At 77.2% G+C, this 20,877-nt stretch carries 25 protein-coding genes; 11 read left to right on the top strand and 14 right to left on the bottom strand.

From position 1 onward, the window contains the following. Positions 1-44: 44 nt before the first annotated feature. Positions 45-950: a DMT family transporter gene (locus Cpa01nite_RS00450; RefSeq protein WP_239068415.1), complete on the bottom strand. Its 906-nt coding sequence runs from the start codon at positions 948-950 to the stop codon at positions 45-47. A 39-nt stretch (positions 951-989) separates the two neighbouring features. Here Cpa01nite_RS00450 and Cpa01nite_RS00445 point away from each other — a divergent pair, with 39 nt between their 5' ends. The 5 genes from Cpa01nite_RS00445 (at position 990) to Cpa01nite_RS00425 (ending at position 4,554) form a co-directional block, all read left to right on the top strand. Then, the gene (locus tag Cpa01nite_RS00445) at positions 990-1,490 is read left to right on the top strand and encodes a MarR family winged helix-turn-helix transcriptional regulator (protein ID WP_203666760.1); all 501 of its coding nucleotides are present in this window, start codon (positions 990-992) and stop codon (positions 1,488-1,490) included. 83 nt (positions 1,491-1,573) lie between these two features. Next, positions 1,574-2,131: a hypothetical protein gene (locus tag Cpa01nite_RS00440; protein WP_203666759.1), complete on the top strand. Its 558-nt coding sequence runs from the start codon at positions 1,574-1,576 to the stop codon at positions 2,129-2,131. A 1-nt stretch (position 2,132) separates the two neighbouring features. Then, complete coding sequence (locus tag Cpa01nite_RS00435; protein ID WP_203666758.1) at positions 2,133-3,236, top strand: amidoligase family protein; 1,104 nt, start codon at positions 2,133-2,135, stop codon at positions 3,234-3,236. A gap of 14 nt (positions 3,237-3,250) precedes the next feature. Continuing rightward, positions 3,251-3,826 (top strand): RNA polymerase sigma factor, encoded by a 576-nt coding sequence (locus Cpa01nite_RS00430; RefSeq protein ID WP_239068414.1) that lies wholly within the window; start codon positions 3,251-3,253, stop codon positions 3,824-3,826. After that, positions 3,823-4,554, top strand: coding sequence for a hypothetical protein (locus Cpa01nite_RS00425; protein WP_203666756.1), 732 nt, complete (start codon positions 3,823-3,825; stop codon positions 4,552-4,554). Before Cpa01nite_RS00430 ends, Cpa01nite_RS00425 begins: the two co-directional genes overlap by 4 nt. A 13-nt stretch (positions 4,555-4,567) precedes the next feature. Here the strand turns inward: Cpa01nite_RS00425 and Cpa01nite_RS00420 are convergent, their stop codons facing one another. The 3 genes from Cpa01nite_RS00420 to Cpa01nite_RS00410 are packed head-to-tail and all read right to left on the bottom strand — an operon-like array spanning position 4,568 to position 7,682. Continuing rightward, entirely contained in the window at positions 4,568-5,260 is a 693-nt protein-coding gene (locus Cpa01nite_RS00420) for a glycosyltransferase (protein WP_239068413.1), read from the bottom strand. Further along, on the bottom strand, positions 5,257-6,615 hold the full coding sequence (locus Cpa01nite_RS00415) for a PIG-L family deacetylase (protein ID WP_203666755.1): 1,359 nt from the start codon (positions 6,613-6,615) through the stop codon (positions 5,257-5,259). The genes Cpa01nite_RS00420 and Cpa01nite_RS00415 overlap by 4 nt, the downstream gene beginning before the upstream one ends. Then, positions 6,609-7,682: an acyl-CoA dehydrogenase family protein gene (locus Cpa01nite_RS00410; RefSeq protein ID WP_239068412.1), complete on the bottom strand. Its 1,074-nt coding sequence runs from the start codon at positions 7,680-7,682 to the stop codon at positions 6,609-6,611. Before Cpa01nite_RS00410 ends, Cpa01nite_RS00415 begins: the two co-directional genes overlap by 7 nt. 227 nt (positions 7,683-7,909) lie before the next feature. Between Cpa01nite_RS00410 and Cpa01nite_RS00405 the strand changes: the two genes are divergently transcribed. Further along, the gene (locus Cpa01nite_RS00405) at positions 7,910-8,389 is read left to right on the top strand and encodes a hypothetical protein (protein ID WP_203666754.1); all 480 of its coding nucleotides are present in this window, start codon (positions 7,910-7,912) and stop codon (positions 8,387-8,389) included. Between the two features lie 18 nt (positions 8,390-8,407). Here the strand turns inward: Cpa01nite_RS00405 and Cpa01nite_RS00400 are convergent, their stop codons facing one another. Then, a complete protein-coding gene (locus tag Cpa01nite_RS00400) occupies positions 8,408-9,394 on the bottom strand; it encodes an aldo/keto reductase (RefSeq protein ID WP_203666753.1) in 987 nt (328 codons plus the stop codon). 61 nt (positions 9,395-9,455) lie between these two features. Beyond that, a complete protein-coding gene (locus Cpa01nite_RS00395) occupies positions 9,456-10,355 on the bottom strand; it encodes a helix-turn-helix transcriptional regulator (protein WP_203666752.1) in 900 nt (299 codons plus the stop codon). 59 nt (positions 10,356-10,414) lie between these two features. Between Cpa01nite_RS00395 and Cpa01nite_RS00390 the strand changes: the two genes are divergently transcribed. After that, complete coding sequence (locus Cpa01nite_RS00390; RefSeq protein WP_203666751.1) at positions 10,415-10,678, top strand: cupin domain-containing protein; 264 nt, start codon at positions 10,415-10,417, stop codon at positions 10,676-10,678. 19 nt (positions 10,679-10,697) lie between these two features. On the opposite strand, the gene Cpa01nite_RS00385 is transcribed toward Cpa01nite_RS00390, so the two are convergent. Further along, a complete protein-coding gene (locus tag Cpa01nite_RS00385; RefSeq protein ID WP_239068411.1) occupies positions 10,698-11,090 on the bottom strand; it encodes a type II toxin-antitoxin system VapC family toxin in 393 nt (130 codons plus the stop codon). Continuing rightward, positions 11,087-11,320 (bottom strand): type II toxin-antitoxin system Phd/YefM family antitoxin, encoded by a 234-nt coding sequence (locus Cpa01nite_RS00380; RefSeq protein ID WP_203666749.1) that lies wholly within the window; start codon positions 11,318-11,320, stop codon positions 11,087-11,089. Before Cpa01nite_RS00380 ends, Cpa01nite_RS00385 begins: the two co-directional genes overlap by 4 nt. Positions 11,321-11,434: 114 nt before the next feature. On the opposite strand from Cpa01nite_RS00380, the gene Cpa01nite_RS00375 reads away from it, so the two are divergent. The 3 genes from Cpa01nite_RS00375 to Cpa01nite_RS00365 all read left to right on the top strand — a co-directional run bounded on the left by Cpa01nite_RS00375 (position 11,435) and on the right by Cpa01nite_RS00365 (position 14,122). Beyond that, positions 11,435-12,919, top strand: a complete 1,485-nt coding sequence (locus Cpa01nite_RS00375; RefSeq protein WP_203666748.1) for an amidase — start codon at positions 11,435-11,437, stop codon at positions 12,917-12,919. Between the two features lie 76 nt (positions 12,920-12,995). After that, the gene (locus Cpa01nite_RS00370) at positions 12,996-13,583 is read left to right on the top strand and encodes a sugar O-acetyltransferase (RefSeq protein ID WP_203666747.1); all 588 of its coding nucleotides are present in this window, start codon (positions 12,996-12,998) and stop codon (positions 13,581-13,583) included. After that, positions 13,580-14,122 carry a TetR/AcrR family transcriptional regulator gene (locus tag Cpa01nite_RS00365; RefSeq protein WP_203666746.1) on the top strand — a complete coding sequence of 181 codons (543 nt, stop codon included), beginning with the start codon at positions 13,580-13,582 and terminating at the stop codon, positions 14,120-14,122. Before Cpa01nite_RS00370 ends, Cpa01nite_RS00365 begins: the two co-directional genes overlap by 4 nt. 46 nt (positions 14,123-14,168) lie before the next feature. Here the strand turns inward: Cpa01nite_RS00365 and Cpa01nite_RS00360 are convergent, their stop codons facing one another. From Cpa01nite_RS00360 to Cpa01nite_RS00335, 6 genes are all read right to left on the bottom strand, one after another. Then, positions 14,169-14,366 (bottom strand): hypothetical protein, encoded by a 198-nt coding sequence (locus tag Cpa01nite_RS00360; protein ID WP_203666745.1) that lies wholly within the window; start codon positions 14,364-14,366, stop codon positions 14,169-14,171. A gap of 57 nt (positions 14,367-14,423) precedes the next feature. Continuing rightward, the gene (locus tag Cpa01nite_RS00355) at positions 14,424-14,903 is read right to left on the bottom strand and encodes an NUDIX hydrolase (RefSeq protein ID WP_203666744.1); all 480 of its coding nucleotides are present in this window, start codon (positions 14,901-14,903) and stop codon (positions 14,424-14,426) included. Positions 14,904-14,922: 19 nt separating this feature from the next. After that, the gene (locus Cpa01nite_RS00350) at positions 14,923-15,642 is read right to left on the bottom strand and encodes a hypothetical protein (protein WP_203666743.1); all 720 of its coding nucleotides are present in this window, start codon (positions 15,640-15,642) and stop codon (positions 14,923-14,925) included. A 67-nt stretch (positions 15,643-15,709) separates the two neighbouring features. After that, entirely contained in the window at positions 15,710-16,561 is an 852-nt protein-coding gene (locus tag Cpa01nite_RS00345; protein ID WP_203666742.1) for a PhzF family phenazine biosynthesis protein, read from the bottom strand. 106 nt (positions 16,562-16,667) lie between these two features. After that, on the bottom strand, positions 16,668-17,510 hold the full coding sequence (locus Cpa01nite_RS00340) for an LppM family (lipo)protein (RefSeq protein WP_203666741.1): 843 nt from the start codon (positions 17,508-17,510) through the stop codon (positions 16,668-16,670). A 101-nt stretch (positions 17,511-17,611) separates the two neighbouring features. Continuing rightward, positions 17,612-18,433, bottom strand: coding sequence for an alpha/beta fold hydrolase (locus Cpa01nite_RS00335; protein WP_203666740.1), 822 nt, complete (start codon positions 18,431-18,433; stop codon positions 17,612-17,614). A 159-nt stretch (positions 18,434-18,592) separates the two neighbouring features. Here Cpa01nite_RS00335 and Cpa01nite_RS00330 point away from each other — a divergent pair, with 159 nt between their 5' ends. After that, positions 18,593-20,872 (top strand): ATP-binding protein, encoded by a 2,280-nt coding sequence (locus Cpa01nite_RS00330; protein WP_203666739.1) that lies wholly within the window; start codon positions 18,593-18,595, stop codon positions 20,870-20,872. Positions 20,873-20,877 lie beyond the last annotated feature (5 nt).

Here is a 20,877-nt window from a genome sequence, read left to right as displayed (position 1 = left end):
CGGGCGGGCCGCGTGATCGAGGGCTCCGACCGAGGTCGACGCTCCTAGCGTTCGATGTCGACCGGATCGTTCGATCCCGCGGCGAGCCCGGGCCGGCGACCCGCGCGCGTGGCCCCCAGCGCCATCGCGCCCAGCACCACCGCGATGCCCGCCGCCTGCCGCCACGTCAGCACCTCGGCCGCGAGCACCGTCCCGAGCAGCACCCCGGTGACCGGGTTGAGCAGCCCGACCAGCCCGACGGTCGACGGCCCGAGGTGCCGCAGCGCCGCGAACCACGCCACGTTCGCCACCGCCGTCGCGACCAGCGACACGTAGGCGAACCCGAGCAGCGCGGTGCCGTCCACCGCGGGCGGCGCGCCCTCGACCGCGACGGCCACCGGCAGCAGCACGAGCGCGCCCGCGACCAGCTGCCAGGCCGTGAGCGGGAGGACCTCGACCTCGCCCTGCCACCGGTTCGCCAGGACGTAGCCGACGGACGACATGAGCATCGCGGCCACCGACGCCAGGATCCCGCGCGGGTCGAGCCCGGCGCCCTCGCCGCCGCCGAGCAGCATGATCGCCACCCCGGCGACGCCCAGCACGCCGCCGACCACCGCGCGCACGCGGGGCCGCTGCCCGAGCAGCACCCATGCGGCGAGCATCATCGCGACGGGCCCGACCGCCATCACCGTGGACGCGATGCTGCTGGGCAGCGCCTGCGCCGCGACGTACACGAGGGCGAAGAACGCGCCGGTGGTGAGCGTGCCCAGCACGGCCGACCGCCACCACCACGACCCGCGCGGCAGCCGCCGCGCCAGCGCCAGCAGCACGAGGCCCGCCGGGAGCGCGCGCAGCACCCCGCCCCACAGCGGGCTGTCCGCGGGCAGGGCGTGGCGGGTGACGTAGTAGGTGCTGCCCCACAGGACCGGGGCGATCGCGGCGACCGGCAGCCACCGGCGGGTGTCTTCCACGGAAGGGACTATACCTTCCGCGGAAGATATGATCCCGGCATGACTCCGGACCACGTCGACCGCATCCAGCAGGAGTGGGCCCGCGCGCGGCCCGACGTCGACGTGCGGCCGCAGGGCGTCATCGGCCGGCTGCACCGCCTCGCCCTGGCGCTGGCCGCGGAGATCAGCGAGGTCTACCGCGCCCACGGGCTCGGCGAGGGCGAGTTCGACGTGCTCGCGGCGCTGCGCCGGGCGGGGGAGCCGTTCGAGCGGGCGCCGGGCGACCTCGCGGCGCACACGATGGTGACGACCGGGGCGATGACCAAGCGGGTCGACCGGCTGGTGGCCGCGGGACTGGTCACCCGGCGGCCGAGCGCGGAGGACGGCCGCGGGCGGGTCGTCGCGCTGACGCCCCGGGGCCGCGAGGTGATCGACGCGGCGTTCACCGACCACATGGCGAACGAGCGCCGGCTGCTGGACCTGCTCGGGCCGGAGGCCGACGCCGAGGCGCTGGAGGAGCTGCTGCGGCGCTGGCTGGCCGCGCTGGACCGCGGCGCCTGAACTCACCCCGCCCGCGACTCCACATCCGGGGCCCGGGGCGCGTCTTCAGGGGGCACGCACGTCCCACCCACCTGGAGGTCCTCGTGACCAGCAGCACCCGCCCCACCCGACCGCGGACGATCCGCCTCGTGACCATCGGCGTCGCCGCGTCCGGCCTGTGCCTCGCCGGCGCCGGCCTGGCCGCCGCCACCAACGCCTTCACCGTCGAGCCGCGCCCCGACCTGGTCGCGGAGTACGAGGCGACGACCGAGGGCAGCGACTTCAGCGAGATGCCCGCGGACTACACCGAGGAGCAGTACCGGGCGTTCTGGACCTCGGGCTACACGCTCGAGGACCTGGCCGCGCTGCAGGAGCTGTGGTCCGTGGACGAGATGGAGGCCAAGGCACGCGCCGGCCGGGCCGTCCTCGACGGGGCGGCGCTGCCGTTCGCCCCCGGCACCCACCAGTACGAGGAGCCGTCGGCCGAGACGGTCGCGGCGATCGACGCCGTGTTCGCCGCCGGGTACACCGGCGAGGACCTGGCGGAGCTGGCCGAGCTCTGGAGCACCGACGTCGTGGAGACCAAGGCGCGGGCCGGCCAGCTGCTCCTCGACGGGCAGACTGTGCCCGTCGCGCCGTCCGGGGCCCCGGCGGGCGCCTGACGTGACCCCGGCACCGCGGACGGCCCAGGAGACGACCATCGCCACGCTGACCCTGCGCACCGGGTTCGAGATCGAGCTGCTCGCGCCCACCGGCTCCGACCGGCGGGTGCTCGCGGACGACCTCGCTGACCGCTGCGGGGGGTCGGTGCGCCGGTCGTTCCACACGGACAGCGAGCCGTCGGCGGTGCCGGGCGTCGGGGTGTTCCGGCACCTGTCCCCGGCGTTCGAGGTCGTGGGACGCGACGGCGCACCCGTCGCCCGGCTGGTCGACGACATCACGATCGAGTCCGACGTGGCGGCGGCGCCGCGCACGCCGCCCGGGCACCGGGGCTGGTACCGGGTGCTGTGCGACGACGCCCGGCTGCTGCGGCTGGTCGAGCGGCACGTCGACCCCGACGCGGCCCTGCCGGACGTGCTGGAGCCGGTCGCCGCGCTGTTCGGCACCCGGGTCGAGCTGCTCGGCGCCTCCGCGCGCGTGAACGACCCGACCGGGGCGACGGTGGCCGTGGCGATGCCGCTGCCGGGCGGCCGGGAGCGCCCGTGCGAGGTCGTCACCCCGCCGCTCGCGCGGGACCACGGCGCGGCCCTCGACGCCCTGCTCGCCCCGGCCCGCGCGCTCGGGTTCACCGTGCCCGCCGAGGCCGCGGTGCACCTGCACGTCGACGGCGCGCCGTTCCGGCGGACGGCCGCGTTCGCCAACCTGGTCCGGCTGTTCGGGCGCTGGCGGGAGCCGCTGTGGGCCGCGCTCGGGACCAACCCCGCCTGTCGCCGCCTGGCGCCGCTGCCGGCCGATCTCGTGGCGCTCGTCGACCGCGACGCCGGCCTGCCGTGGCCGGACCTGGCCGCCGCTGCCCGGGGGGCCGGCCTCACCAAGTACGCCGACGTGAACCTCACGCAGCTGGTCGCGGCGCGTCCGCTCCGGGACACGGTCGAGGTGCGGATCCTGCCGGGGTCGCTCGACGCGGCGGAGGTGCTCGGGCGCGCGGCGCTCGTCGAGCGGCTGCTGCTCCGGTGCCTCGACGACCGGCCGCTGCCGGCGCCGGGCGCCGACGCCGCGGGCGACCCCGCCGGGGCGCTCGCCGCGCTCGCCGGGGGCGCCTCGTGACGGCGTTCCTCCCGGTGACCGGTCCCGAGAGCGTCCCGACGCCGCGGGTCGTGCCGTTGCCGACCCGTGCGGTCGACGGGGACGGCCCTGCCGCGTCGCTCGACGAGCTGGTCCGCGCCCACCTGCCCGGGCTGCTCCGGTACGCGACCGTCCTGGTCGGCGACCAGCACACCGCCGCCGACCTGGTGCAGGAGGTGCTGCTGCGCGCGCACGTGCGCTGGCACCGGATCGCGCTCGTCGACCGGCCCGACCTGTACCTGCGCCGCATGGTGACCAACGAGCACCTGTCCTGGCGGCGGCGCTGGCACGTCCGCACCATCCGCCCGGCCGCGGACGAGGTGCTCGCCGCGCACGCGGAGCGCGCCGGCGACCACGCGCACGGGCTCGCCGAGGAGGACGCCATGTGGCGCCGCCTCGCCGACCTGCCGCCCCGGCAGCGCACCGTCCTGGTGCTGCGCTACTACGAGGGGCTGCCGGACGCGGAGATCGCGACCGTCCTGGGCACCTCCGCCGCCACCGTCCGCTCCCACGCCTCCCGCGCCCTGGTCGCCCTGCGGCGCACCGACCCCACCACCTCGGAGCCGTCATGACCGAGCACCGTCCCACCGGGCCCACCACCGGGCCCGCCGCCGGGCCGTCCGCCGAGCGCGCCGCCGCGCCGGACGACGACCTCGCCGCCCGCGTCACCGCGGCCCTCCGCTCCCGCGAGCCCGCGCCCGCCGCGACCTCCGCCGCCGCCGACCGGATCGCCGCATGCGTCGCCGCCTCCGCCGCCGAGGACCGGCCCCGTGCCGTGGTCCGGGCGCTGCCCGCGTCCCGGGTCGGCCGGATCGCCGCCGCCGGCGTCGTCACGTCGACCCTCGCGGTCGTCGGAGCCGGTGCCGCGGCCGCGGCGAACCCGTACTCCGGCTTCGCCGTCGCGGTCGAGGGGGCCGCCCGCGCCGTCGGCGTCGACTGGTCGGCCATGCCCGCCGGCTACACCCGGGACCAGTACGAGACGTTCTGGGACGCCGGCTACACGACGGACGACGTCGCGGCGCTCGAGGACCTCTGGCAGACCGACGCGACGACGGCGAAGGCGCGCGCCGGGCAGCTCCTGCTCGACGGCGGCACCGTGCCGGTCGCGCCGGGCGAGGCCGGCCCGGGCGACGGCTCCGCACCGGACCCGTACACGGCGTTCTTCGACGCGGGGTTCGGCTACGCCGACGCGGAGCGGCTCGCGGAGCTGTGGCGGGTCGACCCCGCCGAGGCGAAGGCGCGCGCGGGTCAGCTCGTGATCGACGGGCAGCCGGTGCCGGGCGCGCCGAGCGAGGGGTGACGGCACGGCGCGGTCACGCCGGGAAGGCCTCGCGGAGGTAGCCGGCGTAGCCGCCGGGCGTGCGGCCGACCAGGCGGCCGGAGGTGACGACGTCGACCTCGTCGGACGCGCGGACGACGACGGCGGGGTCCGCGCGCAGCCGCGCCACGAGGTCGACGTCCTCGTGCTCGACCAGCCCTGCGAACCCGCCCGCGCGCAGGTAGGCGTCGGCGCGGACGCCCAGGTTGGCGCCGTGCACGTGCCCGTTGGGCCGCCCGGGCACCCGGGTCGCGCGCCAGGCGGCGAGCTGCCGCGGCGTCAGGTCGCGGGGGTCCGGGCGCACGGTCCCGACCACGACGTCGGCTCCGCCGTCGGCGAGCGCCCGGTGCCCGCGCAGCCAGTGCGCCGGGACCACGGTGTCCGCGTCGGTGCAGGCGAGCCACAGGGCGCGCGGGTCGTCGGCGTGGCGGGCGAGGCCGGCGGTGATCCCCGCGGCCCGGGCCGCACCGACCGCGCCGGCGCGCACCGCGACGGTCCGCACGCCGGCCGCGCGCGCGACCGCGGCCGAGCCGTCCCGGCAGTCGTCGAGCGCCACGAGGACGTCCACCGGCACGCCCGCGGCGGCCGCCGCGACGCCCACCGACGTCAGGCAGCCGGCGAGCAGCTCCTCCTCGTCGTGCACGGGCACGACGACCAGGACCCGCTCGATCGGCCGGCGGGCGGTCACGGCACCAGGCCCTCGCGCTGCGCCACGGACGACGGGTCCGCGCTCCACACGTCCAGCGCCACGTCGGCGTCGCGGTAGGTGGCGACCCGCGTCAGGTCCAGGGCGCGGTCGAGCGTCGCCTGCACGTCGTCGCCCGTCTGGGCGTGCTCGGGCACCGGGTGCCGCCAGTGGCAGGCCAGCACCGCCCCCCCGGGCGCGAGCTCCGCGCGGAGGCGCTCGACCAGCTCCAGCAGCTCGGGGCGGGTCAGGTAGTACGCGACCTCGGACAGCACCACCAGGTCGTACGGGCCCGCCGGCACGCCGGTGCGGGCGTCGTGCTGCCGGACCTGCACGTGCGGCTGGTCGGCGACCCGCTGCCGCGCCTGCTCGACCGCCGCGGCGACGACGTCGGTGGCGAGCACGCGGTCGGCCCGCCGGGCCAGCGCCGCCGTGAGCGTGCCGACGGAGCAGCCGACCTCGAGCACCGAGCCGTACCGCGCGGCGGGCAGCGCGGCGAGCGTGAGCGCGCGCTTGCGCTCCTCGTACCAGCGGGTGGCCAGCCGCCACGGGTCGTCGCGCCGCGCGTACTTGGCCTCGAAGTACTCCGGTGCGAGGCCCGGCGGCACCTCCTCCGGGACGACGAACGGCTCGACGTCCCGGTCGAAGTTCTTGAGGAACTCCGGGTGCAGCGGCGCGGCGTCCTCGGGCGCCGGCGACCACGGCTGCGTCTGCGTGACGTGCTGCGCGAGAGCGCGGCGCTTGGCGGTGAGGTCCCGGTCGTCGAGCGGCAGGGCGCGCAGGTGGTCCCACGGGACGTCCGCGTGCTCGGGGGTCGCCCAGTGCCAGAGCCACACCGGGTACTCCAGGAGCTGGGCGCCGCGCTCGGCGGCGAGCTCCGCGCACACCTCGCCGACGACGCGGTGGTCCCGGTGCCCGTCGCCGCGCCAGGGGGCGACCAGGACCGCGAGCGGCTCGTCGCCGACCGCCGCGCGCAGGGCCGCGGCCACCGCGTCCCGGTGCTCCCGCGTGCCGCCGTCCGGGAAGCCGAGGGTGGTCACGGCCGAGCCCGGCGACAGCACCGCCACGCCCGCCGCCACCTCACGGGCGCGCATGGCGACCAGGTCGTCGGGCCCGAGGGTGGCCGACCCCGCGTGCGACCCGGCGCCGTCGGTGACCACGACGACGCCCGCGGGACGGCCCGTCGCGGCCAGGCGGTGCAGCAGCCCGCCGGCGCCCAGGGTTTCGTCGTCCGGGTGCGCCGCGACCACGACGGTCCGTCCGGCGGGCAGCGCGAGGCCCGGCAGCGCCGCGAGCCGCGCGGAGGCCTGCCAGACGCCGGAGGGGGTGCCGGCGGCGCGGCCGTCGAAGATCACCACGGCGCCGGCCCCGCCGCGAGCAGGGCGCCCAGAGACGCGTCGTCGCGCTCCGCGTGCTGCTGCCGCACGTACACCTCCAGGTCCGCGACCCGTTTGGCGTGCTCGGGCTCCTGCGTCAGCGGTCCCGGGCCGAGGGCGTGCCCGGCGATGCGCAGGGCGTCCTCGCACGTGCGGGCGACCGTCGCGCGCACCCGCTTGGCGAGCAACCGGCCGGCCTCGCGGTCCTCCTCGGGCTCCGGGTCGAGCCCGGCGCGGGTCGCGGCGCCCGAGGCGTCGACCCGCGCGGCGGCGTCGGCGAGGGCGGCCCGCGCCGCGGAGAGCCGCTCGTCGAGCGCGCCGAGGTGCATCGCGAGCAGCCGGTCGTCGGGGCGGGCCGCGGCCTGGGCGTGCACCCGGCGGGCGATCCCGACGGCACCGCCGTACCAGCAGGCCGCGACGCCGAGCGCGCCCCACCAGAACCCCGGGCGGTCGAGGTACCAGGAGCCCTCGGCGACCAGGGTCGCGCGCGCGCCGTCGAACCGGACCGGCGTGCTCGGGATCTCGGCCAGCCCGCGGGCGGACCACGGGGCGTCGACCGGCTGCACCTCGGGGGCGCGCAGGTCGACGGCGACCAGGACGCGGCGGTCCTCGTCACCCGTGACGCGCGCGGTGACGAGCGCCGCGTCGAGCTGCCCGGCGAGCGAGCACCACGGCTTCGTGCCGTCGAGGACCCAGCCGTCGTCGCCGGCCGGGGTGGCGGTGAGCGCCGGGCCGGGGCCCTCGGCGGCGTACACGCCCCACGTGGCCGCGCCCGCGAGCGGGTCCGGCGTGCCGGACTGGTCGAGGATCGCGCGGGCGTCGAGGTGCGGCTCGACGGCGCGCGCCACCCCGAGGTCGTGCGCGGCCAGCGTGGCGAGGTGCTCCCACAGGGCCGCGGTCGAGCCGGCGCCGGGGCGCAGGGCGTCCGGCCACGCCGCCGCGGCGCGCAGGGCGTCGGGCACCGTGCCGGGCAGCGGTCCGCCGCCGAGCGGGTCCGGCGGAGCGCTCGCGCCCGGTGCGAGGCGGACGGGACGGGCGCCGTCGGACAAGGTGTCTCCTCGTGGCCTGGGGGGACGGGCCGGGTGCGGCCCGCGCCGATCCTGACCCGGCGCGTGTGGACCCGCCAGCCGGGGAAAGCGCTGACCTGGGGATTCGCCCGTTCGGGACGGACCGCTGGACGGGGTCGTCTCCGCCGCAGGAGGGATGTGGGCGGCGCGGACGCTGGTTAGCGTGGCGGGACGCCCGACGACCGTCGACCCTCGACCAGGAGGACCCCATGCCGAGCACCCCGCCCGTCTCCCGCGTGCTGTACGCCGCGGTGGGCGGACTGGCCACGACCGCCTACTACGCCACGCCGGACCTCATCCGGTCTCGGGCTGCACGCGGCTGGGCCAAGACGGCGCTGGCGGGCGTCGTGCTCGCGTCGTCCGCGCCCGACCTCAGGCGTGCCCGCGAGGAGTCTCGCGAGCGGAACCGGGCCGCCGCGCAGGAGCAGGGCCAGGACCAGGTCGACTGGCGGGTGACGTGGACCTCGATGAAGCCGCGCGGCCGGGCCACGCTCGTCGCCGGCGGCGCGACGGCGCTCGTGGCGTCCGTCGGCTCGGTCGTCCTGATCGAGCGGGCGGTGTTCCGCCGCGGGGAGCGCCGCCGCGCCGCGGGCGTGCGGTTCGCGCACACCCGCCCGGCGCTGGTGTGGGGCGTGCTCACGACGGCGATCGCCTTCCTGCCGGACGACGTCGGCGAGCCGACGGACTGACGGGGTGCGGCGGCCGGGTCAGCGGCCGACCATCGACATCCCCGTGTCGTCGTACCGGTCGCCCGCGACGCCCGCCGTCGCCGCGAGCGCGTCCAGCTCGGCTCGGTCGTCCGCCGACAGCGCCACCGTGGTCGCGTCGGCGTTCTCCTGGACCCGCGACAGCCGCCGGGTGCCGGGGATCGGCACGATCCACGGCTGCTGCGCGAGCAGCCAGGCGAGCGCGACCTGGCCCGGCGTCGCGCCGCGCGCCGCGGCCAGCTCCCGGACCCGCGCCACGAGGGCCGCGTTGGCGTCCCGGTTCTCGGCGGTGAAGCGGGGCACCCGGTGCCGGATGTCCCCCTCCGCGAACGTGGTCGAGGAGTCCACCGTGCCGGTCAGGAACCCCTTGCCGAGCGGGCTGAACGGGACGAACCCGATGCCCAGCTCCGCGCACGTCGGCAGCACCTCGGGCTCGGGGTCGCGGGTCCACAGCGAGTACTCGGACTGCACGGCGGTCACCGGGTGCACGGCGTGCGCGCGCCGGATCGTGCCCGCACCGGCCTCGGACAGCCCGAGGTGCCGGACCTTGCCCTCGGCGACGAGCTCGCCGACGGTCCCCGCGACGTCCTCGACCGGGACGTCCGGGTCGACCCGGTGCTGGTAGAAGAGGTCGATCGTCTCGACGCGGAGCCGGCGCAGCGACGCCTCGGCGACGGCGCGGATCTGCTCCGGCCGCGAGTCCAGCCCGACCATCCGGCCGTCCACGATGTCCCAGCCGAACTTGGTGGCGACCACGACCCGGTCCCGCAGCGGTGCGAGCGCCTCGCCGACCAGCTCCTCGTTGACGTACGGGCCGTACACCTCGGCGGTGTCGACGAACGTGACGCCGAGGTCCACCGCGCCGCGCAGCACGGCGATCATGTCCTCCCGGCTGCCCGGGTTGGGGCCGTAGGACTGGGACATGCCCATGGCGCCGAGGCCGACGGCCGAGACCTCGAGACCCTGTCCGAGCGTGCGGGTGTGCATGGCGGTGCCTTCCGGTCGGCGGGACCCCGGCGCGGCCGCCGGGGGCGGGGGTGCGGCCGCGTCAGCCGACGGCGGTCGTGGGGGTCGTCGGCGCCGCGGGCGCGTCGGCGCTCGCGGCCCAGCTCGCCAGCAGCCGCAGCGCGTCCGCGGACGGGGTGCCGGGCGCGGCGGTGTAGACGAGCATCGTCAGGCCGGGGGCCTGGGCGATCGGCAGCGTGTCGTACATGAGGTCGAGCCGGCCCACGACGGGGTGCTGGATGTGCTTGAGCCCGCCCCGGTGCAGGTGCACGTCGTGCCGGGCCCAGCGCTCGCGGAACTCCTCGCTGCGCGTCGACAGCTCGCCGACCAGGTCGTGCGTCGCCCGGTCGAGCGGGTTGCGCCCCGCGACGCCCCGCAGGATGCCGACCGTGTCCCGCGCCGCCTTCTCCCAGTCGACCCAGTAGTCGCGGGCGGCCGGGTCGAGGAACGCGAACCGGGCGTGGTTCGCCGGCCGGCCCTCGACGAAGGACGGCCCGGTCAGCAGGGGCGCGTACAGCGCCCGGCCGAGCGCGTTGCCGGCGAGGACGTCGAGCCGCTCGTTCCGGACCACGGCGGGGGCGCCGGTCATCGCGTCGAGCATCACCTGGACGCTGGCCGGGACGGGCGGGGTGGGTCGGCGGCGGGTGCGGGCGGTGCGGGGTCCCGCGGCGCGGGCCAGGTCGTGCAGGTGCAGGCGCTCGGCCTCGTCGAGCTGCAGCGCCCGGGCGATCGCCTCGAGCACCGACTCGGAGACGCCGGACAGGTTCCCGCGCTCCAGGCGGACGTAGTAGTCGGAGGACACCCCGGCCAGCATCGCGACCTCCTCGCGGCGCAGCCCGGCCACGCGGCGGTTCGACCCGTAGGCGGTCAGCCCGGCCTGGGCGGGCGTGATCCGCGCCCGGCGGGACGCCAGGAAGTCACGCACCTCGTCGCGGTTGTCCATGCGTCGACGGTACGTCCGGCCCCGCGGGCGAGGCAGGTCCTGGCAGTACCCGTCACGGCGTGCCCTCCCGCGGGGGCGGCGGCGGGTGTCTGCTGGGACGGTGCGCCGCGGTCCGCGCGGCGGTCGGCACCCGCGACGGCCGCGTCGTCGAGGCGCTCCCCGGCCAGACGGTGTGGTGCCCGCCGGGCGAGGAGCACTGGCACGGCGCCGGGCCCGACGTGTTCATGGAGCACCTGGCCATGTGGGAGACGACGGACGCCCGGGACGGGTCGGAGACCACCTGGGCCGAGCCGGTCACGGACGCGCAGTACGGGAGGTCGTGAGCGCCCGGCGGCGGAGGAGCTACGCGCGGAGCACTGCGACGCGCTCGTACCCCACGACGGCGGAGTCCCGCGTCACCAGCGTCGCGGGCTCGAGCACGGCCTGGGCGACCAGGAGGCGGTCGAACGGGTCCCGGTGCTCCCAGTGCAGGGAGCCCGCCAGCACGCCGTGCTCCCCGGTCACGGGGACCTCCCGGGCGCCGATGCTCGCGACCGCCCGACGCCACGCCGTCAGCACCGGCTGCCCGTCGAGCTTGCCGAGCCTGGTCTTGGTGGCGATCTCCATGCCCGAGGCCGCGGAGACCAGCAGGTCGTGTCGCGGGTCCTCCAGCGTCGACCGCACGTCGTCCGGGACGCGGGAGGGGTCGCTCAGGAGCCAGAGGAAGACGTGGGTGTCGAGCAGGTAGGTGCTCACCCGTCCCACTCCGCCAGGTCGTCGTCCGGCAGGGGGGCGTCGAAGTCGGAGGGGACGGACAGGCTCGGCATGGTCCCGAACGTGCGGCGCGGGGTCGCCGTGTCGATCCGGACCAGCCTGACCGCAGGCTTGTGGGCGCGACCGATCACCACGTCCTCACCGGCCTCGGCCCGCGCGATCAGCTGGGAGAGGTGCGCCTTGGCGTCCTGCACGTTCACCACCTCGGTCATGGTGGCCAGCGTACGTCCGCGTGGTGCCGCCGGACCAGACCGCCTGGACCAACCGAGCCTCGCGGGCCGGCCGGACGGCGTCGCGCGGGAGCCGCGCGTGCCTAGGGTGGCGTGGTGACCGAGCTGCACGAGATGACCGCCGTCGCCCTCGCCGACCTGCTCCGCTCCGGTGAGGTGACACCCGTCGACCTCGCCGAGCACTACCTCGCCCGCATCGCGGACCGCGACCCGGCGCTCGGCGCGTTCGCGACGGTCACGCCCGACCTGGCCCGCGGGCGCGCGGCCGCCCTGCGCCGCGACACCCGGCCCGGCCCCGACGCCCCGCTGTGGGGCCTGCCGACCGCCGACAAGGACCTGACCGACCGGGCCGGCGTGCCGACGGGCTTCGGCTCGCGGGCGTTCGCGGGCCCGTACCGGTACGTGCCGGAGGTCAGCAGCGACGTCACCCGGGTGCTCGACGCCGCGGGGATCGTGTCGCTCGGCAAGACCGCGGCGCCCGAGCTCGGCTTCCCGTCGTACACGGAGACGCTGGTCGGCCCGCCGGCGCGGAACCCCTGGGACCCGTCCCGGGGGTCGGGCGGGTCGAGCGGCGGGGCCGCGGTGGCCGTCGCCGCGGGGCTGCTCCCCGTCGCGCCCGGGTCGGACGGCGGCGGGTCCGTGCGGATCCCCGCGGCCGCGTGCGGCCTCGTCGGGCTCAAGACCACCCGGGGGCTGCTGCCGGCGGGCGGCGGGGTGGAGTCGCTGGGCGGCCTGGTCGTGCACGGGCCGATCGCCCGCACCACCCCAGACGCGGCCCTGCTCCTGGAGGGGATGCTGCCGCGGCGCGCGGACGGGTCGGTGGACCACCCGCGCACCCTGCGGACCGCGGCGGGTCCGCGTGGGTCGTACCTCGACGCCGCCCAGCGGGGCCGGACGCCGGACGGGCGGTCCGCGTTCCGGGTCGGGGTGAGCACGTTCAGCGCCTGGGAAGAGGCCTACGACGTCGTCCTCGGCCCGGAGGCGCGCACCGCGCTCGACGCCGGCGCCGCGGCGCTCGGTGCGCTCGGGCACGCCGTGGTCGACGCCGGGACCTGGGAGCCGGACCCCGCGTACGCGCCGGCCTTCCGGACGCTGTGGATGGCCGGGGCCGCCGCCGTGCCGATCGACGACCCCGAGCGGCTGGCGCTGCTGGAGCCGCTGACGCAGTGGCTGGTCGAGCGCGGCCGGGCCGTCCCCGCGCGGCAGCTCGTCGAGGCGGTCGGGGCGCTCGCGGCCTTCGAGCGGACGATGGTCGCCCGCGTCGAGCAGTACGACGCGGTGCTGCTCCCGGCGATGGCGCTCACGCCGCGCCCGATCGGCTGGTACGACGCCGCCGACCCGGAGCGGAACTTCGCCCAGCAGTGCGAGTACACGCCGTACACGTCGATGCTCAACGTGTGCGGGCTGCCCGCGATCACCGTGCCGACGCACTGGACCGAGCCCGACGAGGCCGCGCCCGCCGGGCTGCCCATGGGCGTGCAGCTGGTCGGGCGGCCCGGCGGCGAGCACGTGCTGCTGGCGCTCGCGGCGCAGCTCGAGGAGCGGCTGCGGTGGCCGGACCGGCGGCCGCCCGTCTGGTGAGCAGCCGCCGGCCCGGTCGGGGTGGCCGACCGGCCGTTGTGTACGACCGTACGCATGTGTGCGTACGATCGTCCGCATGACGACCGACTACTTCGCGGGCGACCCGCGCACCAACCTCGAGCGCATGCTCGCGGGCGACGACTACATCGCCGACCAGGAGATCGAGGACCTGACCCGCCGGTCCGCGCGACTGGCCGAGGCGTACGGCCGCGTGGCGCTGCTCGACGACGAGGCGGCGCGGGCGATCCTCGCCGACCTGCTCGGCACGCTGGGGGAGGGCTCCGGCATCCGCCCGCCGCTGCACGTCGACTACGGCAAGCACATCCACGTGGGGGCGCGGACGTTCGTCAACTTCAACCTCACCGCGCTCGACGTCGCCACGATCCACATCGGCGACGACTGCATGATCGGCCCGAACGTCCAGCTGCTCACGCCGACGCACCCCGTCGAGCCGCAGAGGCGAAAGGACAAGGTCGAGGGCGCGAAGCCGATCGTCATCGGCGACAACGTGTGGCTGGGCGGCGGCGTCGTCGTGTGCCCCGGCGTCACGATCGGCGAGAACTCCGTCATCGGCGCCGGCTCGGTGGTCACGCGCGACATCCCGGCCAACGTGGTCGCCGTCGGCAACCCCGCGCGGGTGGTCCGGGAGAACATCGACCGATGACCCGGCGCCACGACCCGGGCCGGCGCGACCGGATCGTCGACGCGTGCCTGGACGTCCTCGCGACCGAGGGTGTGGCCGGGACCTCGCACCGCCGGGTCGCTGCTGCGGCGGACGTGCCGCTCGGGTCGATGACGTACCACTTCGCCGGGATCGACGACCTGCTGCGGGCGGCGTTCGACCGGTTCGCCCGCGGGTTCGGCGAGCGGTTCGACGCCCTGATGGCGTCCGTCCCGGACCGCGCGGCGGCGGTGGACGCGCTCGTCGGGTACGTCCGGGGCGAGGTGATGACCGACCCGCGGGACCTGGTGCTCAGCCACGAGCTCTACACGCTCGCGGCCCGGGACCCGGCCTACCGGGACCTCACCACCGCGTGGATGGCGCGCAGCCGGGCGTCGCTGGAGCGGTGGTTCGACCCGACGACCGCGCGGGCGCTGGACGCGCTGGTCGAGGGGCTCGGCATCCACCGGGCGCTGGACGCGGGCGCGGGCGACGACGCCGCGGTGGAGGCGGGGGTCCGGCGGGTCGCCGCGGCGGGCTGACCCGTCGGCTGGCCGGGTCGTCCCGGCCGGTCGCCGGGCGGACCCGTCAGCTCGCCGGGCGGAGCCGCGCGTACGTCGCCGACATGTGCACGAACTCGGCGCGGGTCAGGCCCATCGCCTCGATCAGCTCGTCCTCGAGCCGGTCGTAGGCGTCCTGCTCCGCCGCCGTGCGCGGCGGCGGCGTCGCCGAGAACCGCGCGCTGATCTCCCGGAGTCGCTCGTGGTCGATGGGCCGCCTGCTCATGACCCGAACGGTACGACCGACCACTGACACGCCCCTGTGCGCCGGCCGTGGCCGGGCTCAGCCGCCCGCGAGGTGCGCGAGGAGCCGGTCCAGGAGCTCGGCCTGCGCCGTGACAACGAGCCCGCGCGCCTCCTCCACCGGGACCCAGCGCAGGTCCTTCAGCTCGGGGAACGTCCGGGAGCGCCCGCTGCGCGGCGGCCACTCGACCGTCACCTCGCTGACCGGCCCGCGGGGCGCGCCGAGGTCGAGCGTGGCGGCGCGCGCCCACACCCGGACGACCTTGCCGGCACGCTGCCGCACCTCGCCGAGGTCGACGTCGGGGCCGTCCGGCGCGGGCACCCCCACCTCCTCGGCGAACTCCCGCAGCGCGGTGGCGTGCGGGTCCTCGCCGTCGAGCGGCTCGCCCTTCGGCACGGTCCAGGCGTGCGGCTTCCGCGCCCAGAACGGCCCGCCCATGCGGCCGATCAGCACCTCGGTCCCGTCGGGTCCGGCGCGGTGCAGCAGGAGGCCCGCGCTCGTGCGGGCGGCGGCGGTCATGCCGCCCATGATGGCCCCGTCAGCAGCCGGCCGAGTCGTAGGCGCACAGCAGCCCCCACGCCTCCTGGGCCGTCGCGGTCACCGTGTCCCGGGCCGCGCCGACGCTGCTCTCGCCGCCCTCGAACCCGACGAGCGTGACCGCCGGCCCGCGCCGCGTGAGGACGAGGTAGCTGCCGATGGCGTCGTCCAGGGACCCCTCCGCGGACGCGCCGTAGTAGTCCGTCGCGAACCCGAGGCCCTGGGCCCCGACGTCGCGCTGCTCGACGACGTAGGTCGTCGCGCTGTCGGAGCCGTACCGGGTGCAGGCGGTCAGCGCGGCGGTCAGGCGGTCGACCTCGGCCACCGCGGCGTCGGCGTCGGGCAGCAGGACGACCTGCTGCAGCCCGATCGGTGTCTCCGTCTCGCCCGCGCCCTGCGCGACGGTGCGCATCGCGACGGCCTCCGTCGGCGAGCCGGCGTCGCACGACTCGGGCAGCCGCCAGTCGACGACGCCCGCGGACTCCTCGCGCGGCCCCTCGGGGCCGAGGCCCTGCCAGGACGTCTCGGGGAGCACGACCTCGGGCGGGACGTCGGTCGCGGCGGGCGCGGCCGGCGTCGCGGACGGGGACGGGTCGGAGGCGCTCGGGGCCGGGTCCGCCGCCGTCGTGCTCGGGTCCGGCGTGCCCGGTCCCGCCGACCGGCACGCCGCGAGCGCCAGCGCGCACGCGGCGACGGTCAGGGTCCGGGTCGTGGTCCGCATGCCGTCCAGCCAAGCAGCGATGCCCCAGGCCCGCGCGGCGGGGCGTGGCGGGTGCCACGTCCTGTGCTCAGTCCCGGACGGTGCCCTCGATGCAGGTCACGGTCGCGCCGCCGACCCACACCGTGCCGTCCGCGTCCCGCTCGACGTGCACCCGGCCGGCCCGGCCGAGCGCCGTCCCCTGCGCGGCCACGTACCGCTCCGGCGCCCGGCCGGTGCCGATCAGCCACTGCCCGATCGAGGCGTTGAGGCTGCCGGTGACCGGGTCCTCGGTGAGGCCCATCCCGGGGGCGAAGCCGCGCACCTCGAAGGCCGCCTCGCCGCCGGCCGGGTGCGGCCCGACCACGCCGACGTCGACGCCCTCGATCGCGGCCCAGTCCGGACGCAGCGACAGCACGCGCTCCGCCGAGTCGAGCAGCAGCACGTGCCAGCGCGGCCCGTTGTCGAGCAGCCGGTGGCCCATGACGGCCTCCGGGGGAAGCCCGAGGGCCGGGAGCAGGCGGTCGAGCGTCGCCGCGTCCACCGGGGCGTCCTCGCGCGGCTCCGGTGCCGCGAACCGCAGCCCGTGCTCGCCACGGCGCAGTACGACCGGCCCGACGCCGCACTCCTGGACGATCTCGTCGCCGCGCGCGGGTCGTCCGCCCGCGGCCAGCCACGCGTGGCACGACCCGAGCGTCGGGTGCCCGGCGAACGGCAGCTCGCCGCCCGGCGTGAAGATGCGCAGCCGGTAGTCGGCGGCCGGGTCGGTCGGCCGGAGCAGGAACGTCGTCTCGGACAGGTTGGTCCACCGCGCGAACGCGGCCATCTGCGCGTCGGTCAGCCCGTCGGCGTCGTGCACCACCGCGACGGGGTTGCCGCGGTACGGCTCGTCGGTGAAGACGTCGACCTGGGAGAACGGGCGCGAGGTGCCGAGGCCGGTCATGGCACCACCGTAGGGGGGGCGGTTCCGTTCGAGTGTCCGGAAACCGTGGCGGTGTGTCCGGGTACGTCCTCGAGGTTCTGGACACTCGACGCGTGCGGCGGCGCGGTCAGGTCCCGTAGGGCGGGAGGCCCGGCGGGGGCTGCCGGGGGACCGCGCCCGGCGGCAGGCCGGCGGGCGGGTCCGGCTGCCACGCGTGCTGGGTCCGGACGCCCGGCTCGGTGGGCCACCCCGCCGAGACCGGTGCGGGCTGCACGGACCAGGCCGCAGCGGCCTGCGCGGCGGCCCGGCGCCGCCGGCGCACCAGGACGAGGACGAGCGCCAGCACGCCGCCGCCGACGAGCAGCCCGGCGCCGCCCACGGCCCCGAGGGCGAGCCACGGCGGGCCCGGCTCCGTGGCGACGGCGTGCAGCTCGACCGGCTGCTTGCCGTCGCTGGTCCAGCGCACCGTCCGCGGGTCGCCGGGGTCGACCTCGCCGTTCGTGTCGACGACGTCGCCCGGGAACGTGATCGCGAACCGGACCTCGCCGCCCGACGCGGGCGCCTCGTCGGCCGTCTCCTCGTCCAGCACCACCGGGATCGTGCCGGACAGCTCCCACCCGGTGCCGGTGCGGGACAGCGCCGTGTCGTCGCCGTTGAACACGTCGAACGGCACGTCCTCGAAGGAGTACCGGGTGCCGACGAGGTCGCCGTCCACGTACCGCTCCTGGTCCGTCGTGAGTCCGGCGTCCGGGTCGAACGGGCCGCCCGTCTCGGGAGCCTCGGTGGCGAGGAACTCCTCGACCTCGGCCTCGGTCAGCCCCATCGCCCGGCCGTCGATCGCGATGACGTAGCTTCCCGACACCGTGTCGTCCTCCCCGACGACCACCTGCATGTCGTAGCGGAAGCAGCCGGACAGCACCGCGACCGCGAGCAGGGCGACGGCGAGGGCACGGACCGGGCGGGTCGTCATGGGTGACCCATCGGCCGGCCGCGGCGACGCCTTGACGCCCGTCGCCCGATCGGCGCACGACGGGCGCGCGCGGACCGGGCGACGGGCGTCGAGGGTGCGGATCAGTCGGCGATGAACGCCAGGACGTCCTTGATCAGCTCCTCCTGGTACGAGCCGGAGATGCCGTGCGGGGCGCCCGGGTACACCTTGAGCGTGCCGAGCTTGACCAGGTCGATGGACTTGTAGGCCGCAGCGGCGATCGGGACGATCTGGTCGTCGTCGCCGTGCGCGATGAGGATCGGCACGTCGAGGGCCTTGAGGTCCTCGGTGAAGTCGGTCTCGGAGAACACGGCGACGCAGTCGTACGCGGCCTGGAGCTCGGCCAGCATGCCCTGCCGCCAGAAGTCGTCGCGCAGGCCCTGGCTGATCGTCGAGCCCTCGCGGTTGGCGCCGAAGAACGTCTCGGACAGGTCCTGGTAGAACTGCGAGCGGTCGCGCAGCACACCCTCGCGGATGCCGTCGAACACCTCGATCGGGGTGCCCTCGGGGTTGGACGCCGACTTGACCATCACCGGCGGGACGGCGCCGACGGTGACGACCTTGGTGACGCGCCCCTTGCCGTGCTGGGCGGCGTAGCGGACGACCTCGCCACCACCGGTGGAGTGGCCGACCACCGTCAGGTCGGTGAGGTCGAGCTGCTCGACCAGCGACGCCAGGTCGCGGGCGTACGTGTCCATGTCGTTGCCGCCGCTGGTGCGCGACGAGCGGCCGTGGCCCCGGCGGTCGTGGGCGATGGCGCGGTAGCCGGCGTCGGCGAGCACCTTGAGCTCGTAGGCCCACGCCTCGGAGCTCAGCGGCCAGCCGTGGCTGAGCAGCACCGGCTTCCCCTGGCCGTAGTCCTGGTAGAAGATCTCGGCGCCGTCGGGCGTGCTGACGTAGGGCATGGTTCCTCCTCGTGGACGGGGCTCGGACCGACCGGCCGCGGGCACTTGCCCGGGGCGTCCGGCCCCGGTCACGATTGGACCGCGCAGCGCCGCGCGCGGACCAGGAAGAAGTCCGGCAGAACTCGGGGGAGCTCGGCCGGCGCGCGAGGACGGGCGGGCATGGGCGAGGACGAGCTGGGAGCGCTCCTGCGTCGGCACCGGCAGGACGCGGACCTGACGATCGAGGACCTCGCCGCCGCCTCCGGGGTGAGCGACCGCGGGATCGGCGACATCGAGCGCGGCGTGAGCCGGGGCCCGCAGCACCGCACCGTGCAGGCGCTCGCGGACGCGCTCGGGCTGGGCGCGGACGACCGGGCGGTCCTGGTGCGGGCCGCGCGCGCGGGGCGCCGGCGCACCGCCCCGTCGCCGGCCGGGGCGCACGCCCTGCCCCTCCCGCGCGCCGTGGCGGACTTCACCGGCCGCGAGGTGGAGCGCGCCGCGCTCGCGGGAGCCCTGACCGCGGACCCACCGGCCGCGCCGGTCGCCCTGGTGACGGGCCCGCCCGGGTTCGGCAAGACGACGCTCGCCGCGCAGGTGGCGCGCGACCTGCGCGGGCAGTTCGACGACGTGCTGTTCCTCGACCTGCGGGGCGTCGACGCGGAGCCGGTGACGCCGGACGCGGCGGTCCGCCGGGTCGCCGAGGCGCTCGCGGCGGGCACGGTCCCCCCGGAGCCGGACGAGGCCGTCGACCACCTGCGCGGGCTGCTCGCCCGGCGTCGGGTCCTGCTCGTGCTGGACAACGCGGCCTCGGAGGACCAGATCCGGCCGCTGCTCCCCGCGGACGGCCCGGCGGCCGTGCTCGTGACCAGCCGCCGGGCGCTCGCGGGTCTGAGCGGGTTGGGGCGCACCGTCCTCGGCCGCCTGGACCCGGCGGACTCGGTGGCGCTCCTGGCGCGGCTGGCGCCCGGGGCGCCCGACGAGCTGCGGCGGCTCGCGTCCCTGTGCGACGACGTCCCGCTGGCCCTGCGGATCGCCGGGAACCGGCTCGCGACGCACGCGGGGTGGTCGATCGGCGGCCTCGTGCGGCGGATGTCCGTCGAGGAGCGGCGGCTCGACTCGCTGACGGCCGGCGACCTGCAGGTGCGCGCGGCGTTCGCGTCGTCCTACGAGCAGCTCGGTCCGGGAGCGCAGCGGCTGTTCCGCCGGCTGGCGCTCGTGGACGCCCCGCACGCGGGCGCGGGCCTCGCCGCCGCCCTCGTCGGCGAGACGCTCTGGCGGACGGAGGACCTGCTGGACGAGCTGACCGACCTCAGCCTCGTGCAGCACCTCCCCGGCGACCGCTACCAGCTGCACGACCTGCTGCGCCTGTTCGCGCGCGGCGAGCTCGACCACCAGGAGGATCCGGCCGCCCACGACGCGACGCGCGCCGCGGCCGACGACTGGCTGCTCACGACCGCGGTCCGTGCGGGACGGCGGTTCGAGCCCGAGCACGAGCGCGACCCGGACGCCGGCCTGCCGGTGCCGCGGGGCGGTGACGTGGACCTGCACGACGCCGACGCCGCGCAGGCCTGGCTGCGCGCGGAATCGGGGAACTGGCTGGCGGCCCTGCGGCGCGCGTCGGACGCGGGGATCCACCGGCGCGTGGTCGAGGTCGCGGACGCCCTGCACTGGTTCTCGGACCTGTGGGTGACCTGGGGTGCGTGGCCGGAGGTGTACGACCGGTCGGCCGACGCCGCGACGGCGCTGGGCGACGACCGGCTCATCGCGGTGCACGAGGGCTACCGGTCGTGGGCGCAGGCGGTGTGCCGGCGGGACCGGGAGGCGGCGGCCGCCGCGGCGACCCGGTCGCTCGAGGCGGCACGGCGGGCGGGGGACACGACGCAGGAGGGCTGGGCCCTCAACTACCGGTCGTTCATCGCGACGCACCAGGGCGACCTGGTCGCGGCGCGCGCCGACGCGGAGGCCGCGGTCGCGCTGATGCTGGCGGCCGAGGACCGCGAGGGCGCTCCGCAGGCGATGCTCGGGCTGTCGCGCGTGCTGTCCCGCCTCGGGCTGCTCGACGAGGCGATCGCGATCATCCGCGACACCGTCGCCCTCGTCGCCGACGCACGCACCCGGCCCCGGGCCCAGGTCGCGGCCTTCACCGAGGCCAACGCCCGGTCGCACCTCGCGGGAGCGCTCGTCAGGGCGGGACGCTGGCCGGAGGTGATCGAGGCGGCGACCGAGGCGATCCGGCTCGCCGAGCCGCTCGGGGTGCCGAACATCCTGGCGGCGTCCTACCTCGACCGCGGCCGGGCCTCGGTGGCGCTCGGCCGGCCCGAGGAGGCCCTGGGCGACCTGGAGGCGGCGGTGGAGCTGCGCCGGGAGCTCGGCAACGCGGCGCTGCTCGCGACCGCCACGGAGGAGCTGGACCGTGCCCGGGCCGAGATCGCCGCGCCGGCCGGCCGGCTCCCGGGCTAGGGTTC

The organism is Cellulomonas pakistanensis (assembly GCF_016862755.1).
Lineage (GTDB): Bacteria > Actinomycetota > Actinomycetes > Actinomycetales > Cellulomonadaceae > Cellulomonas > Cellulomonas pakistanensis.
This window is presented reverse-complemented; position numbering and strand designations above follow the sequence as displayed.